General features: G+C 62.7%; 10 protein-coding genes, 2 tRNA genes and 1 pseudogene. 9 read left to right on the top strand and 4 right to left on the bottom strand.

What is annotated here, in order from left to right; translation table 11 throughout:
• Positions 1-2: 2 nt before the first annotated feature.
• The 3 genes from BGP02_RS02770 to BGP02_RS02760 all read right to left on the bottom strand — a co-directional run bounded on the left by BGP02_RS02770 (position 3) and on the right by BGP02_RS02760 (position 5,050).
• Entirely contained in the window at positions 3-1,454 is a 1,452-nt protein-coding gene (locus BGP02_RS02770) for a 3-oxoacyl-ACP reductase (RefSeq protein ID WP_286797641.1), read from the bottom strand.
• A gap of 45 nt (positions 1,455-1,499) precedes the next feature.
• Positions 1,500-3,998: an acyl-CoA dehydrogenase gene (locus tag BGP02_RS02765; RefSeq protein WP_410007594.1), complete on the bottom strand. Its 2,499-nt coding sequence runs from the start codon at positions 3,996-3,998 to the stop codon at positions 1,500-1,502.
• A gap of 182 nt (positions 3,999-4,180) precedes the next feature.
• The gene (locus BGP02_RS02760; protein ID WP_051060198.1) at positions 4,181-5,050 is read right to left on the bottom strand and encodes a TetR/AcrR family transcriptional regulator; all 870 of its coding nucleotides are present in this window, start codon (positions 5,048-5,050) and stop codon (positions 4,181-4,183) included.
• 404 nt (positions 5,051-5,454) lie between these two features.
• Between BGP02_RS02760 and tig the strand changes: the two genes are divergently transcribed.
• The 8 genes from tig (at position 5,455) to BGP02_RS02720 (ending at position 14,512) form a co-directional block, all read left to right on the top strand.
• Positions 5,455-6,795, top strand: coding sequence for a trigger factor (gene tig, locus BGP02_RS02755; RefSeq protein WP_017234152.1), 1,341 nt, complete (start codon positions 5,455-5,457; stop codon positions 6,793-6,795).
• A 126-nt stretch (positions 6,796-6,921) separates the two neighbouring features.
• The gene (clpP, locus tag BGP02_RS02750) at positions 6,922-7,575 is read left to right on the top strand and encodes an ATP-dependent Clp endopeptidase proteolytic subunit ClpP (RefSeq protein WP_026131988.1); all 654 of its coding nucleotides are present in this window, start codon (positions 6,922-6,924) and stop codon (positions 7,573-7,575) included.
• A gap of 236 nt (positions 7,576-7,811) precedes the next feature.
• A complete protein-coding gene (gene clpX / locus BGP02_RS02745; RefSeq protein WP_017234150.1) occupies positions 7,812-9,092 on the top strand; it encodes an ATP-dependent Clp protease ATP-binding subunit ClpX in 1,281 nt (426 codons plus the stop codon).
• 196 nt (positions 9,093-9,288) lie between these two features.
• Complete coding sequence (gene lon, locus BGP02_RS02740) at positions 9,289-11,709, top strand: endopeptidase La (protein WP_286797637.1); 2,421 nt, start codon at positions 9,289-9,291, stop codon at positions 11,707-11,709.
• A 302-nt stretch (positions 11,710-12,011) separates the two neighbouring features.
• A complete protein-coding gene (locus BGP02_RS02735) occupies positions 12,012-12,284 on the top strand; it encodes an HU family DNA-binding protein (RefSeq protein ID WP_017234148.1) in 273 nt (90 codons plus the stop codon).
• Positions 12,285-12,340: 56 nt separating this feature from the next.
• A tRNA-Val gene (locus BGP02_RS02730) sits at positions 12,341-12,416 on the top strand.
• A 14-nt stretch (positions 12,417-12,430) separates the two neighbouring features.
• A tRNA-Asp gene (locus BGP02_RS02725) sits at positions 12,431-12,507 on the top strand.
• An 82-nt stretch (positions 12,508-12,589) separates the two neighbouring features.
• Complete coding sequence (locus BGP02_RS02720; RefSeq protein WP_017234147.1) at positions 12,590-14,512, top strand: SurA N-terminal domain-containing protein; 1,923 nt, start codon at positions 12,590-12,592, stop codon at positions 14,510-14,512.
• Between the two features lie 59 nt (positions 14,513-14,571).
• On the opposite strand, the gene BGP02_RS02715 is transcribed toward BGP02_RS02720, so the two are convergent.
• A complete protein-coding gene (locus tag BGP02_RS02715; protein ID WP_017234146.1) occupies positions 14,572-15,219 on the bottom strand; it encodes an arylesterase in 648 nt (215 codons plus the stop codon).
• A 52-nt stretch (positions 15,220-15,271) separates the two neighbouring features.
• On the opposite strand from BGP02_RS02715, the pseudogene BGP02_RS02710 reads away from it, so the two are divergent.
• Positions 15,272-15,718 (top strand): annotated as a pseudogene (locus tag BGP02_RS02710) (ABC transporter ATP-binding protein); the annotation flags it as partial.
• Positions 15,719-15,786: the final 68 nt, after the last annotated feature.

Genomic DNA, 15,786 nt, shown 5'->3' with positions numbered 1-15,786 from the left:
GGTCATGCACCTAGCAGGCTCTGGCCGCACACGCGCACCACCTGTCCGGTCAATGCGCCCGATGCGGGGTGCGCCAGCCAGGCAATGGCCTGCGCCACGTCGACCGGCTGGCCGCCCTGGCCGAGGGAGTTCATCCGGCGCCCGGCTTCGCGAATGGCGAACGGCACAGCGGCAGTCATCTGCGTCTCAATGAAGCCGGGAGCGACGGCATTGATGCTGATGTGGCGCTCGGCGAGCACCGGCGACCAGGCTTCGATCATGCCAATCACCGCCGCCTTCGACGCCGCGTAGTTGGTCTGCCCCCGATTTCCCGCAATGCCACTGATCGACGCCACACCGACGATCCGGCTGTTGGCGCGCAGCACCCCAGCATCGAGCAGCGCCTGATTGATGCGTTGCGGCGCACCGACATTGATGTCGAGCACGCTCTGCCATTGCGCTTCGCTCATGCGCACGAGCGTCTTGTCGCGCGTGATGCCGGCGTTGTGCACGAGGATGTCAAGGCCGCGTGGCGCATGCGTGGCCAGATGCGCGAGCAATGTCGCCCCCGCTTCGGGCGCGGCAATGTCGCACGTGAGCGCGCTGCCGTCGAGACGCATCGCCACAGCCTCGAGCGCGCTCTGTGCTTGCGCGATGTCGACGCACACGACATGCGCGCCGTCGTGTGCCAGCACGGTGGCGATCGCTTCGCCGATGCCGCGCGCCGCGCCTGTCACAACGGCGACCTGTCCGGCGAGTGGACGATCGTCGTGAGTCGGCGGCGTTGTGAATACCGGCGCTTGCAGGGTGATGGCCTGACCGCTTACGTAGGCGGCGCGCGGCGAGAGAAAGAAGCGCAGCGTGGAGTGCAGGGCGTCCCGAGCGTGCGGCGCGACGTAGAGCAACTGCGCCGTGGCCCCGCGCTTGAGTTCCTTGGCGAGCGATCGCACGAAGCCTTCGAGCGCGCGCTGCGCCACGCTGGCCTGGGGTGTCGGTGCCAGCGCGGGCGGCACGCCCAGCACGAGCACGCGGGCGCATCGGTCGAGGCAGGCGAGGGTGTCATGGAAGAACGTATAGAGCGCGCTGAGCCCGTCGGTGCTGGCGATGGCGCTCGCATCGAACAGCAACGCCTTGGCACGTACGCCTTCGCTGGGATTGAAGCGTCCGCTCATCGTACCCGCCTGGTTGGCGTGCGAGATCCAGTCGAGTCGCTCGGCGTGCGCAAGGCTAGACATGCCGAGCCGATGCAGCTCTCGTGCGAGGTCCGGCAACAGCGGGGCGTCGCCCGCGCCGCCCACGACCGCGGGCGGTGTGGGCATGGCGCGTGGCGACGCATCGGTGTCTGCCTCGGTGCGGCTGTCGTCGCGCGACGGCATCCGCTCGAGCGGCATGGGGCGCGGTAGCCCCAGCGCATTGGCCAGGCGGCTGCCCACGGCGGAGTTGGCGAAAGCCAGATATCGGTCGGACGTCGTCACGGCGCGGAAATCCTCAGAGTGATAGGCAGCGGCAGGCGGGCGAGCTCACGGCGTGAGCGCTTCGTCGGCCGCTTCCTGTTGCTGGGCGTGCTGCATGTCGGCAAGGCGACCGAAGTCGGGCGGGAAATCGTCGACGGCCACGGCCCGCGCCGCAAAGTCGGCGTACTGCGCCAGCACCTGGCGCTCGCCGTCGCTCACGAGATGCAGATGCGCGGCCTGCTCCACCCACTCGGAGAATTCGGGCAGGCTTTGGGGCATCGTCGGCAGGCGGCCCTCCTTGACTGCCGTGCGCAATCGCTGCTCGATGGCGGTGACCTGCGGCGTCATCTGGAAAACGATCTCCCCGTAAGCCAGACCGTCGATTTCGGGGCGCGGCGAATAGCTGCCGGTGATGAGGCGCTCGCGCGCGTCGCCCGGCGTTTGCATCAACTCGGCGACCTGAGTGGCCAGCGCATCGGACGGTTTGGCATAGGGCAGGCCGAGCGGCATGAGTTTCCAGCGCATCCACCAGGCGACGGCGCGCGACGGATAGTTCGCAAGCACGCCTTCGAACGCCTCGCGTGCCTGCCAGAGCGCGTCCTGCGCGGCCCAGTGCACCAGTGGCAGATCGGCGGTGGGGCGGCCTTCGTCTTCGTAACGCTTGAGCGTCGCCGTCAACAGGAACAATTGAGAGAGGATGTCGCCGAGCCGGCCCGTGAGGCGCTCGCGCCGCTTGAGCGAGCCGCCGAGCACCGCCATCGAGACGTCGGATGCAATGGCGAGCAGCGTCGATAGACGATTCGCGGCGCGGTAGTACCCATGCAACTCCGGCGCGGCGTTCGACGGCACGGTGGAGAAGCGCGCATGCGTGATGCCGTGCAGGGCACCGCGCACGATGTTGCTCGTGACGAAGCTCAGATGGCCGAAGAGGGCGTCGTCGAAGGCGTGCATGGCCGCCGCTCGATCCGCCATTTGCGCGGCGCTCAGCTCCTTGAGCACATACGGATGGCAGCGGATCGCGCCCTGACCGAAGATCATCAGGCAGCGCGTCATGATGTTGGCGCCCTCCACTGTGATCGATACCGGGATCTGCTGGTAGGCGCGGGCAAGGAAGTTGTTCGGGCCCATGCAGATGCCTTTGCCCGCGACGACATCCATGCCGTCGTTGACCACTTTGCGGGCGCGTTCGGTCACGTGGTATTTCGCAATGGCGGAGATCACCGAGGGCTTCTCGCCAAGATCGACGGCGAGCGCTGCCATGCGGCGTGCGGCGTCCATCGCGTAAAGGTTGCCGGCCATGCGCGCAAGCGCCTCCTGCACCCCTTCGAACTTCCCGATCGGCGTGCGGAACTGACGCCGTACCGCCGCATAAGCCCCCGTGGCACGCACGGCAAGCTTCGAGTAGCCGACGTTCGAGGAGGGCAACGAAATTGCACGGCCCGCCGCGAGACATTCCATCAGCATGCGCCAGCCTTTGCCGACCTGTGCCTGCCCGCCGATCACCCAGTCGAGCGGAATGAAGACGTCCTTGCCGGCATTCGGGCCGTTCTGGAAGACGGCGTTCAGCGGCCAGTGGCGACGCCCGATCACCACGCCCGGATGGTGCGTGGGAATCAGTGCGCAGGTGATGCCTGGGGCGTCGTCGTCACCGAGCAGATGGTCGGGATCGAGGGCTCGGAAGGCGAGGCCGAGCACCGTCGCGATCGGCCCCAGGGTGATGTAGCGCTTGCTCCACGTGACACGGAACCCAAGCGTTTCGCGGCCCTCGTGAACGCCTCGGCAGACAATGCCGACGTCGGGGATGGCGGCGGCGTCCGAACCCGCGTATGGGCTCGTGAGTGCGAAACAAGGGACTTCGTCCCCCTTCGCCAGGCGCGGCAGATAGTAGTTCTTCTGGGCTTCGGTGCCATAGTGAAGCAGCAGTTCGGCGGGGCCGAGCGAGTTCGGCACCATGACCGAAACGGCGGCCGCCGAGCAACGCGAAGCGAGCTTCATCACCACTTGAGAGTGCGCGTACGCGGAGAATTCGAGGCCACCGTAGCGCTTGGGGATAATCATTCCCAGAAAGCCGGCATCCTTCGCGTATTGCCATGCGTTTGGCGGCAGGTCCTGCCAGACCTGGGTGCTTTCCCAGTCGTTGGACAGGTCGCACAGGTGTTCGACCTCGGTGTCCAGGAAGGCCTGCTCTTCGGCGGACAAGGTGGGCGCGGGCAGCGCCATGAATTTTTTCCAGTCGGGACGGCCGGAGAACAAATCCGCATCCCACCAGACGGTGCCGGCTTCAATGGCGTCTTTCTCCGTCTCGGACATCTCCGGCATGATCGTGCGGAATTTGGCGAGCAGCGGTGCGGTGATCCAAGCGCGCCGCAGCGGGCCAATGCTGAGGACCAGTGCCGGCAAGACGAAGATGACGGCGAGTAAGACGGTCGCCACCGTCCCCGTCAGCCCGCTCACCGCGCCTGCGCCCGCCCACACCACAGTCGCCAACAACCACTGCCAGGCGTGCGCACGATAAAAGAGCAGGGCGCTTACGCCCGCGACCCACGCAAGAATCCATAGAGCCATCATGCTGTCCTCCCTCTCGGTTCATCCTCCCGGCCGGGGGTGCCGTAGCACCGGTCGGGGACGCCTCAGCGTCGATTGGGCCTCGCCTCCCGATTGGCGTTCGGGCGTCTGTTCAGGTTTGGCCTTCGTGTTCGATCGTCGTCGACTGGCTCGGACCTTCTCCGGCTGTCGGTGATCGGTATTCAGGCATTGGCGAGCGAGCGGTCGTCGGCGCCGGGGATCCGAGGCGCGGCATTCGCTTCTGCGGTTGTCGTGGGCGGGGCGGCGACGTATCCGGCGTCGCGTGGCGGCGTAATGTCCGCGGCCTTCGCCAGCGCGAAGACGTCGGCGAAGCTCGCCAGTTGCTCCTCGCCCGGCATCGGCGCCCTGAGCGCCGCGACCATGAGGGCCGTGAGCCGTGCCACGACCTGCAGGTCGCCCATCGCCTGGCCTTGGGCGAACGTGTCGATCAGTCGAGCGGTGTCGCTGCTCGCGAGCACGCCGGACAGGGCCTGAAGCGCGAAGTGCAGACGCCAGCCCAGTTCCTGGCGCGGCAGCTCAGGTAACGCGCGGGCGAAGGCGTCGAAGAAGCGCTCGAAGACGGGGGCGTAATGCTGCTGCAAATAGTCCCGGATGAACGGCGACGGATCGGCGTACACCCGCCCGAGCAGGCGCAGGAACGCCGGGCCGCCGATATCGCGATGATGCGAGATGGCAAGGGCGGGGATGAACATTGCCCCCAGCACGTGTTCGCACGTGAGCTGCGGTGCCGGCCACTCGGCTTCGGCGCGCGTCAGCAGCGCGAGCCGCTCGTCGTTGAGCCGGTCGAGCCGACGCGCCAACATGGCCTGGAGCAAGGTCTCCTTGCTGCCGAAGTGATAGTTGACGGCGGCCAGGTTGACGTCGGCTCGCGACGTGATCTGACGCAAGGACATCGCTTCGTAGCCGTATTCGATGAAAAGGTCTTCTGCGGCATCGAGGATGCGTAGCTTGGTGTCGCCGACGTGCCGGCCGGCGGAAAGGCGTGGGCTCACGAAGCACCTCCAGTGTGATGCGGCGCGAGGCCGCGCCATCGGATGGAACCGATGTTTCATTCAAACGTACGAATGAATCCTAAGCCGTAAGTGGGCTTCCCCCAAGATCTTTTTCTGGACGCGATCCTCTAAAGCGTAATGCCGGCCTGTACCGACCTGTTGCGACATGCCCGGCAGGGCGGGCGGCGTCGGGAAGGCACGTGAAGGCAAAATGGTCCGATTTCCCTGATATCGGGGCGGAAAGTCTGGAGGCGGGGCAATAGTTTGCTAAAATGTTCCGCTTTGTGTTCAAAACCGTTTTGGCGCTACCCCGCATGTCGGGGGCGGAGGGAAGCCGGCGTCGCAACGTCGGTTCCGGCCCAAGGTTGATTAACTGACAGGGTCCGCTTGTGGCATTCCCTCGCCGCAACACAGAACGACCCTCTGGAAGGACGAATATCCTCATGACTATCGCTGTTGAAAACCTCGGCAAGCTCGAGCGTCGCTTTACCATCGCCCTGCCCAAGCAGGAAGTCGAAAAAGAAGTTGCGGCACGCATTCAGAAGCTGTCGAAGACGGTGCGTATGCCGGGCTTCCGCCCGGGCAAGGTGCCCCTGAAGATGGTCACCCAGCAGTACGGTGGTCAGGTCGAAGCCGAAGTCGTGAGCGACAAGGTCGGCCAGCAATTCTTCGACATCAGCAAGGAACAGGATCTGCGCGTCGCGGGTCAGCCGCGCTTCGCGCCGAAGGTCGACGCGGGCGAGGCCGAGTACGCATTCGATGCCACGTTCGAGATCTACCCGGAAGTCAAGATCGGTGACCTGGCCACGGCCGAGGTGAGCCGTACCACGACGGACGTCTCGGAAGCCGAGATCGACCGCACCATCGACATCCTGCGCAAGCAGCGCGTGCACTACCACGTGCGCGGCGAAGTCGGCGCCCACGGCGACGGCGGCTCGGTCGAAGCCAAGGACGGCGACCGCGTGACGGTCGACTTCGTTGGCAAGATCGACGGGGAAGCGTTCGCCGGCGGCAGCGCCGAAGACTTTGTGTTCGTGCTGGGCGAAGGCCGCATGCTGCCTGAGTTCGAGACGGCCACGCTGGGCCTGAAGGTGGGCGATTCGAAGGATTTCGAACTCAAGTTCCCCGACGAGTACCACGGCAAGGAAGTGGCCGGCAAGACCGCTACGTTCACCGTGACGCTGAAGAAGGTCGAGTGGGCGCACCTGCCTGAAGTCGACGGCGAGTTCGCCAAGTCGCTCGGCATCGCTGACGGCAGCATGGAAAAGATGCGCGCCGATATCAAGGAAAACCTGTCGCGCGAAGTGAAGCGTCGTACGCAGGCCTTGCTCAAGGATCAGGTGATGAACGCGCTGATCTCGGTGTCGGAGCTCGACGTGCCGAACGCATTGGTCGCACAGGACCAGGAGCGCCTGGTGGCAATGGCCCGTCAGGATTTGACGCAACGCGGCGTGCCGAACGCCGGCAACGTGCCGATTCCGGCGGAAATGTTCAAGGAGCAAGCCGAGCGTCGCGTGAAGCTGGGTCTGATTCTGGCCGAGCTGGTCAAGCAGAATGACCTGCAAGCCAAGCCGGAGCAAATCAAGGCCGAAGTCGAAGAGTTCGCGAAGAGCTACGAAGACCCGCAAGAAGTCGTCCGCTGGTACTATGGCGATCAGCAGCGCATGGCGGAAATGGAAGGTTTCGTCGTCGAGAACAACGTGGTCGAATTCGTCCTGGGTAAGGCCAAGGTGACCGACAAGCAGGTCAGTTTCGAAGAGCTGGCCGGCAACTCGCAAGCCTGATCGAACGCGACACGACCGATTGAACCGCCGCGGCCGCAATGCCGTGGCGGTTCTTTTCCAAATGGCCTCCGGGCCTCCTCCCTGCGGCGCGCAAAACCATCTCGATAGAAGGGTCGAACCGATATGATTACCCGTTCCGAATTGCTCGCCCAACTCGCCTCCCCGACGTACAACTCCGCACTCGAGACGCAAGGCCTTGGCCTCGTGCCGATGGTCGTCGAGCAAAGTGGTCGTGGCGAGCGCGCTTACGATATTTACTCGCGACTCCTCAAGGAGCGCATCATTTTCCTGGTGGGCGAGGTCAACGACCAGAGCGCCAACCTCGTCGTCGCACAGTTGCTGTTCCTCGAGAGCGAAAATCCGGACAAGGAAATCTCGATGTACATCAATTCGCCGGGCGGTTCCGTCTCGGCGGGCCTGGCGATTTACGACACGATGAAGTTCGTCAAGCCGGCGGTCTCGACGCTGTGCCTGGGCATGGCGGCGAGCATGGGCGCATTTCTGCTGGCGGCCGGTGAGAAGGGCAAGCGCTTCGCGCTGCCGAACGCGCGCATCATGATTCACCAACCGCTGGGCGGCGCTCGCGGTCAGGCGTCGGACATCGAGATCCACGCCAGGGAAATCCTGCTGCTCAAGGATCGGTTGAATCGACTGTTGGCCGACAACACCGGCCAGTCGCTCGAGGTCATCGCGCGCGACACCGATCGCGACAACTTCAAGTCGGCGGCCGATGCCGTCGAGTATGGGTTGATCGACCGCGTGCTCGAAAAGCGTCCCTGATTCGGTTTCGAGTTCGAGAGCGCGCAACGACAAAAGGTTGGCGCGACACCGGGCGGCGTCGTTTTTGAAAGCCAGGTGTTCGTGCCAAGTCTTTGTCGTAAAAGGGAAATTATTGCCGATGCGGCTGGGTCACACGCTCGCACGGCATGGCGTTACAATGGGATTCACGTATGCCGCGTTTGCCGCCCCCGGCGGGGGACGACCGGGGCGCAAATTGCTAGCAGGCTGACACAGATATGGTGGATAAAAAAAGCACTTCCAACGGCGAAAAGCTGCTCTACTGCTCGTTCTGCGGAAAGAGTCAGCACGAGGTCAAGAAGCTCATCGCGGGGCCGTCGGTCTTCATTTGCGACGAGTGCATCGATCTGTGCAATGAGATTATCCGCGACGAGGCCGCTGCGGCCGAAGACGAGAGCGGCAGCGGCGGCAAGTCCGATCTGCCGTCGCCGCTGGAAATTCGCGAGAGTCTCGATCAGTATGTGATCGGTCAGGACCGTGCCAAGAAGATTCTGGCCGTGGCGGTCTACAACCATTACAAGCGACTGAAGCACCTCGGCGACAAGCGCGACGAAGTCGAACTCGCCAAGAGCAACATCCTGCTCATCGGGCCGACCGGCTCGGGCAAGACATTGCTCGCGCAAACGCTCGCCCGCCTGCTCAACGTGCCCTTCGTGATTGCCGACGCCACCACGCTGACCGAAGCCGGTTACGTGGGGGAAGACGTCGAAAACATCATCCAGAAGCTGCTGCAGAACTGCAATTACGAGATCGAGCAGGCGCAGAAGGGCATCGTCTATATTGATGAAATCGACAAGATCAGCCGCAAGTCGGACAATCCGTCGATTACGCGCGACGTGTCGGGCGAGGGCGTGCAGCAGGCGCTGCTCAAGCTGGTCGAAGGCACGATGGCGTCGGTGCCGCCGCAAGGCGGTCGCAAGCACCCGAACCAGGATTTCATCCAGGTCGACACGACGAACATCCTGTTCATCTGCGGCGGAGCGTTCGATGGTCTCGAGAAGATCATCATGAACCGTACCGAGAAGACAGGCATCGGATTCGGTGCAACGGTCAAGACCGGTGAAGAGCGCGACGCCAGCGAGTTGCTGCGTGACGTCGAGCCGGAAGATCTGATCAAGTTTGGCCTGATTCCGGAGCTGATCGGTCGTCTGCCGGTGGTTGCCACGCTGGGCAAGCTTGACGAGGACGCGCTGGTGACGATCCTCGTCGAGCCCAAGAACGCGCTGGTCAAGCAATATCAGCGCTTGTTCCTGATGGAAGGCGTGGAACTGGAGATTCGGCCGGCCGCGATGCACGCGGTGGCGCGCAAGGCCATCAAGCGCAAGACGGGCGCGCGCGGCTTGCGCTCGATCATCGAGCAGGCCTTGCTCGAAGTGATGTACGAGCTCCCGTCGCTAAAGGGCGTCACCAAGGTGATCCTCGACGAAAACGCGATCAGCGGCGACGGGAAACCGCTTTTGATTTACCAGGAGTCGCCCAAGGTTGCCGGCTCCAATTGAACGGTCAACTCAGCGCTACCCGAAGCCGTTCATGGAAACATGGACGGCTTTTTTTCCTTCATACTAGTGCCGCGGGCAATGAAACCCCGAGCGGTGCAACTTACCGGCGAAAGGGCTGTTCCACTCCCCCTTGTAATTCCCGTCGGCGGCCTCAATTAGCTGGAACACAACGGTATCGTTAAATATGGGGAACGAGATGTCAGGCACCCAAATCCTCCCGCCCGAAGCGATTCAACTGCCCCTGTTGCCTTTGCGCGACGTGGTCGTGTTTCCGCACATGGTGATTCCCCTTTTCGTGGGGCGTCCAAAATCGATTAAAGCGCTTGAAACCGCCATGGAAGGCGGCAAGCACATCATGCTCGTCGCCCAGAAGGCGGCGGCCAAGGATGAGCCCACGTCGAAGGATCTCTACGAGATCGGCTGCGTGGCGAACATTCTGCAAATGCTCAAATTGCCCGATGGCACCGTCAAGGTGCTCGTCGAAGGGATTCAGCGCGCCCGCACCCTGAGTGTGGACGAAGAGGAAACCCAGTTCACGTCGGAAGTGATGCCGCTCGAACCGGACGACGGCAACTCGCCGGAATCCGAGGCGCTGCGCCGCGCGATCGTGGCCCAGTTCGATCAGTATGTGAAGCTCAACAAGAAGATTCCGCCGGAGATCCTGACGTCGCTCTCGGGTATCGACGAGGCGGGTCGTCTGGCGGACACGATCGCCGCCCACCTGCCGCTCAAGCTGGAGCAGAAACAGAACATCCTGGAAATGTTCCCGGTCATCGAGCGTCTCGAGCACCTGCTCGCGCAGCTCGAGAGCGAGATCGACATTCTTCAGGTGGAAAAGCGTATCCGTGGCCGCGTGAAGCGCCAGATGGAGAAGAGCCAGCGCGAGTACTACCTGAACGAACAGGTCAAGGCGATCCGGAAGGAGTTGGGCGAGGGTGAAGAAGGCGCGGATCTCGAAGAGCTCGAGAAGCGGATCAAGGCCGCGCATCTGCCCAAGGAAGCCAAGAAGAAGGCTGACGCCGAACTCAAGAAGCTCAAGCTGATGTCGCCGATGTCGGCCGAGGCGACCGTCGTGCGTAACTATATCGACACGCTGGTCGGTCTGCCGTGGCGCAAGAAGAGCAAGGTCAACAACGACCTGTCGAACGCCGAGAAGGTGCTCGACGAGGATCACTTCGGCCTGGAGAAGGTCAAGGAACGCATCCTTGAGTATCTTGCCGTGCAACAGCGCGTCGAGAAGGTCAAGGCACCGATCCTGTGCCTGGTGGGGCCCCCCGGTGTGGGCAAGACCTCGCTCGGTCAGTCGATCGCGCGTGCGACGAACCGCAAGTTCGTGCGCATGGCGTTGGGCGGCGTGCGTGACGAGGCCGAGATTCGCGGTCACCGTCGTACGTATATCGGGTCGATGCCGGGCAAAATCCTGCAGAGTCTGTCGAAGGTGGCCGTACGCAATCCGCTGTTCCTGCTCGACGAAGTGGACAAGATGGGCATGGATTTTCGCGGGGATCCGAGTTCGGCGCTGCTCGAAGTGCTCGACCCCGAGCAGAACCACACGTTCTCGGACCATTACGTCGAAGTCGACTTCGATCTGTCGGACGTGATGTTCGTGGCCACGTCGAACTCGCTGAACATTCCGGCGCCGCTGCTCGACCGTATGGAAGTGATTCGCCTGTCGGGCTACACGGAAGACGAGAAGGTCAACATTGCCCAGCGTTATCTGCTGCCCAAGCAGAAGAAGAACAACGGGCTGAAGGAAGGCGAGATCGATCTGGCCGAAGCGGCGATTCGCGACATCATCCGCTACTACACGCGCGAAGCGGGTGTGCGTTCGCTCGAGCGTGAGATCTCGAAGATCTGCCGTAAGGTCGTGAAGATGCTGTTGCTCAAGAAGGTTGACGGTACGTCGATCAAGGTCGATGCGGGCAATCTCGACAACTTCCTGGGCGTGCGCAAGTTTGACTTCGGTCTGGCCATGAAGGAAAACCAGATCGGTCAGGTCACGGGTCTGGCGTGGACGGAAGTGGGCGGCGATCTGCTGACCATCGAAGCCGCGTTGATGCCGGGCAAGGGCAACATCATTCGGACGGGTTCGCTCGGCGACGTGATGAAGGAGTCGGTCGAGGCCGCGCGCTCTGTCGTGCGTTCGCGTGCGCGCCGCCTCGGGGTGACGGATGAGCAGTTCGAGAAGAAGGACATCCACATCCACGTGCCGGAAGGGGCGACGCCTAAGGATGGTCCGTCTGCCGGTATCGCCATGACGACGGCGCTGGTCTCGGTGCTCACCGGTATTCCGGTGCGTGCGAATGTGGCGATGACCGGTGAGATCACGCTGCGCGGTGAAGTGTTGCCGATCGGCGGTCTCAAGGAGAAGTTGCTGGCGGCTCACCGTGGTGGCATCAAGCTCGTGTTGATTCCGGAGGAGAACGTGAAGGATCTCGCAGAGATTCCGGATACGGTCAAGAACGCGCTGGAGATCGTGCCGGTGCGCTGGATCGACAAGGTGCTTGAGCTGGCGTTGGAGCATGCACCGACGCCGCTGCCCGAGGAAGAGGCGAAGGCCGCGCCTGTCACGCCGAATGCGGATGCCAGCGGCAAGCAGGAAGTCATCAAGCACTGACGATAATTTTTCGTGTAGTGGGCAACGGGCGGATTGGCCGCCGATCGCTACGCGGGAAGTGCGTAAATTGCCCGGGGGTTTCCCCGGGCTTTTTTTTGTTCAGACGATGCGCTCGAAAATGACACCGGGGAAGCGCAGATTCAGGAGTGCTTCCTAAGCCGCCCAAAGGGCGCAAAACGGCTTGACATCAGGGTTTCCGGCTTGTCTAATGGCAAAGCCGACGGACCTAGCAGATCAAAGTCAAGGCGCGCAAAGAGCGCCTCCGCGGCTCAATCGCCTACTATCCTTGCAAGGGGGTTACAGTGAACAAGACGGAACTGATCGATCATATCGCGGGTGAAGCAGACATCTCGAAAGCGGCTGCCGGTCGGGCACTTGAAGCATTGGTGGGTGCGGTAAAAAAATCGCTTAAGAAGGGAGACAGCGTGACGTTGGTCGGCTTCGGCACCTTCCTCGTGGCCAAGCGTGCGGCGCGTACCGGACGCAATCCGCGCACGGGGGCCGCGATCAAGATCAAGGCAGCGAAGGTTCCGAAATTTCGCCCTGGCAAAGTATTGAAAGATACGTTAAACTAATCAGCTTCCCTGTTTCGGCGGGGAGTTGCAGCAAGAACAACACTTGAATCGGGAACGGGTGCTTAGCTCAGTTGGTAGAGCGGCGCCCTTACAAGGCGTAGGTCGGGGGTTCGAGCCCCTCAGCACCCACCAGTTCCAGATCTTGGGGAGCGGTAGTTCAGTTGGTTAGAATACCGGCCTGTCACGCCGGGGGTCGCGGGTTCGAGCCCCGTCCGCTCCGCCAAATTGTGAAAAGGCGAACTTCGGTTCGCCTTTTTTGCCATATGGCGTCTTAAGACGCATCCAGACGACTATTCCGATTTCGTATGTTCGACTTCATCCGCCGTCATCAACGATTGGTTCTCATCTTCCTGACGGTGTTGATCGTGCCGTCGTTCGTGGTGTTTGGCGTACATGGCTGGCAGGAATACGCCGCAGACGCCAGCACCATCGCCAAGGTCGGCGATCAAACCGTGACACGTCAGGAATACGACAGTGTGCTTCGCGCGCAGACCGAGCGCATGCAACAGATGTTTGGCGGCGCTGTCGATCCCAACCAGATCAACACCCCCGAAATGCGCGCCGCGGTGCTGGATAACCTGATCCAGCAGAAGCTGCTCACGCAGGAAACGCTCAAGAAGAATCTCTCGGTGCCCGATGCCCAGGTGCGTGAGGCGCTGCTCGCCATTCCGGCGATTGCGCAGTTGCGCCGCCCGGATGGTTCCATCGATGAAGCGAAGTACGCGCAATTGCTTTCTGCGCAAAACCTCACGCCGCAGCGCCTTGAAGCGCAAATTCGCTTCGAGCTGGCGTCGAACCAATTGCCGTCGAGCGTGCAGGCGAGCGCCATGCTGCCGAAGACGGTGCTCGAACGCTTCGCGCAACTGCGTGCTCAACAGCGTGACGTCTCGGTGCTGACCTTCCCGGTCACGGACTACGCCGGCAAGATCGTACCGACGCAGCCGCAGATTCAGGCGTATTACGATGCGCACAAGGCCGCCTTCCAGACGCCCGAATCGGCTGAGATCCAGTATGTCGTGCTCGACCCGAAGGCCATGCCGGCTTCGGCACAGACGCCCGCGAGCGATGACGTGCTGCGCAAGATGTACCAGGACAACCTGAAGCAATACACCACGCCGGAGCAGCGCCGCGCATCGCACATCCTGATCGCGTCGCCCGCCGACGCATCGCCGGCCGATCACGCCAAGGCGAAGGCGAAGGCCGACGCGCTGCTCGCCGAGATCAAGAAGCATCCGGATGATTTTGCCAAGCTGGCCAGCGCCGATTCGGAAGACCCGGGCTCGAAGGCCAACGGCGGCGATCTGGGCTTCTTCGCACGCGACGCAATGGTCAAGCCGTTTGCCGATGCCACGTTCGCGCTCAAGCACGAGGGTGACGTGAGCGATGTCGTGAAGAGCGATTTCGGTTATCACATCATCAAGCTGACCGGCATCAAGCCCGAGCAGACCAAGTCGTTCGATGAAGTGAAGGCGCAGCTTGCCGATCAGTATCGACAGCAGGAGTCGGCGAAGGCCTATGCGAAGTTGGCCGACCAGTTCACCAACGCCGTGTACGAACAACCCGACAGCGTGCAGCCGGCGGCCGACAAGCTCAACCTGAAGGTGCAGACGGCCACGGTCACGCGGACGCCGGATCCGTCGCAGGCGAAACTCCCGATCGGCAATGAGAAGTTACTCAAGGCCGTGTTTGGCGACGAAGCGCTCAAGAACAAGCGCAACACCGAGGCGGTGGATGTGGGTCAGGGCGTACTGGTGTCGGCGCACGTGGTGACTTATCACCCGGCCGCCACGCCGCCGCTCGCGCAGATCGAGGCGCAAGTCAAAGAGAAGGTCGTGGCCGATCTGGCCGAGCAGGCAGCGACGACGGCCGGCCAGGCCAAGCTCGAAGCGCTCAAGAAGGGGGGCGACGCCGCATTCGGCGCTGCGCAAACCGTATCGCGAGACAACCCTGGCAAGCTGCCGGCGACGGCCCTGGGGGCAATCTTCAGTGCCGATACGACCCGGTTGCCGGCGTATGTCGGTGTCGCGTTGGGCGAAGGTCAGGGCTACGCCGTGTATCGCATCGGCAAGGTCACGCAGCCGGCCGAGCAGGACGCGCAGCATCTTGCCGCCGAGGCGCAGCAACTCAACCAACTGGCGGCGCAGGCCGAATGGAACGCCTGGCTGGGCGACCTGCGTGCGCGCTCGAAGGTGAAGATCGTGAACGATGTCACCAAGTCGGGGGCCTGAATGGGCGGCCGGCACCATCGCTGAATGAAACGAGAAACGCGGCCAACCGGCCGCGTTTTTTATGTGCCGGACGTCTTCGGCGTTCGTGGTTGCGCGGGGCGCGAGGGCGCCTTGCCGGCGGGCTTGAGAAGTGGTTTGACCGTCGGCCAGACATTCTGCAGGATTTGCGGGTGCGCCTTGGCCAGAGGGTGAATCTGATCCTGCTGGAACCAGTCGGGGTGTTCAATGACACCCGCCAACAGGAACGGCACGTAGCCCGTTTTTTCCTGCTTGGCCACCAGCGAAAACATCGTGAAGAACTGCTCGCTGTAGTCGAGCCCGTAGTTAGGCGGAATGCGCATGCCGACGACGATCACACGGCTGCCTGCCTTGCGTGCCGCGCCGATCATCTCGCGCAGATTGCTGCGTGTGAGGTCGAGTGAAATGCCGCGCAGCGCGTCGTTGCCGCCGAGTTCCAGGATCGTGATGGCGGGATGATAGCGTTCGAGCAGCGGCGCGAGGCGCGCGCGTCCGCCGCTCGTCGTGTCGCCGCTGATGCTCGCGTTCACGACGTTATAATCAAACCCGCTTCGCGTGATCGTCTGCTGCATCAGATTGACCCAGCCGGTGCCGCGCGCGATGCCATATTCCGCCGAAAGGCTGTCGCCGACGACCAAAATCGTTGGCGTCCCCGAACTTGCCGCGTGCGCCGCGGTCCCTGACAGCATGCACCCGCCTACGAGGGCGGAGGCGGCCATTTTCAAGAACTCTCTTCTAACCATGTCGTTTTCCGAAAACGTGATTGAGGTGCGGGGGCTGGGCAAACGGTTGCGCGACGCGACCGGCGAGCTGGTCATTCTGCAGGATATCGATGTCAGTGTCGCCAAAGGTCAAAGCGTGGCCATCGTCGGCGCGTCGGGGTCCGGCAAGTCTACGTTGCTAGGCCTGATGGCGGGGCTCGACACGGCAAGCGACGGCAGTATCACGCTGCTGGGCAAGTCGCTCGGCGATCTCGACGAAGAGGGCCGGGCCGCGTTGCGACGCGGTGCCGTCGGTTTCGTCTTTCAATCGTTTCAACTGATGCCGCACCTCACCGCGCTCGAGAACGTGATGCTGCCGCTCGAGTTGCTGGGTGAGACACGCGACGTGCGCGATCGTGCCATCAAGTTGCTTGATCAAGTGGGGCTGGGCTCGCGTCTGGCGCATTATCCGAAGCAGCTCTCTGGACCGGCCAGAGTTTCATAGACACTCACGAGCCGTTTGGCGCGTAGCGCCGTTCAAACTCAATCGGTGAA

The organism is Pandoraea sp. 64-18, from assembly GCF_001899225.1.
Taxonomy (GTDB): Bacteria; Pseudomonadota; Gammaproteobacteria; order Burkholderiales; family Burkholderiaceae; genus Pandoraea; species Pandoraea cepalis.
Note: the sequence above shows the minus strand (reverse complement) of the source record. Positions and strands in the feature narration are given on the sequence as shown.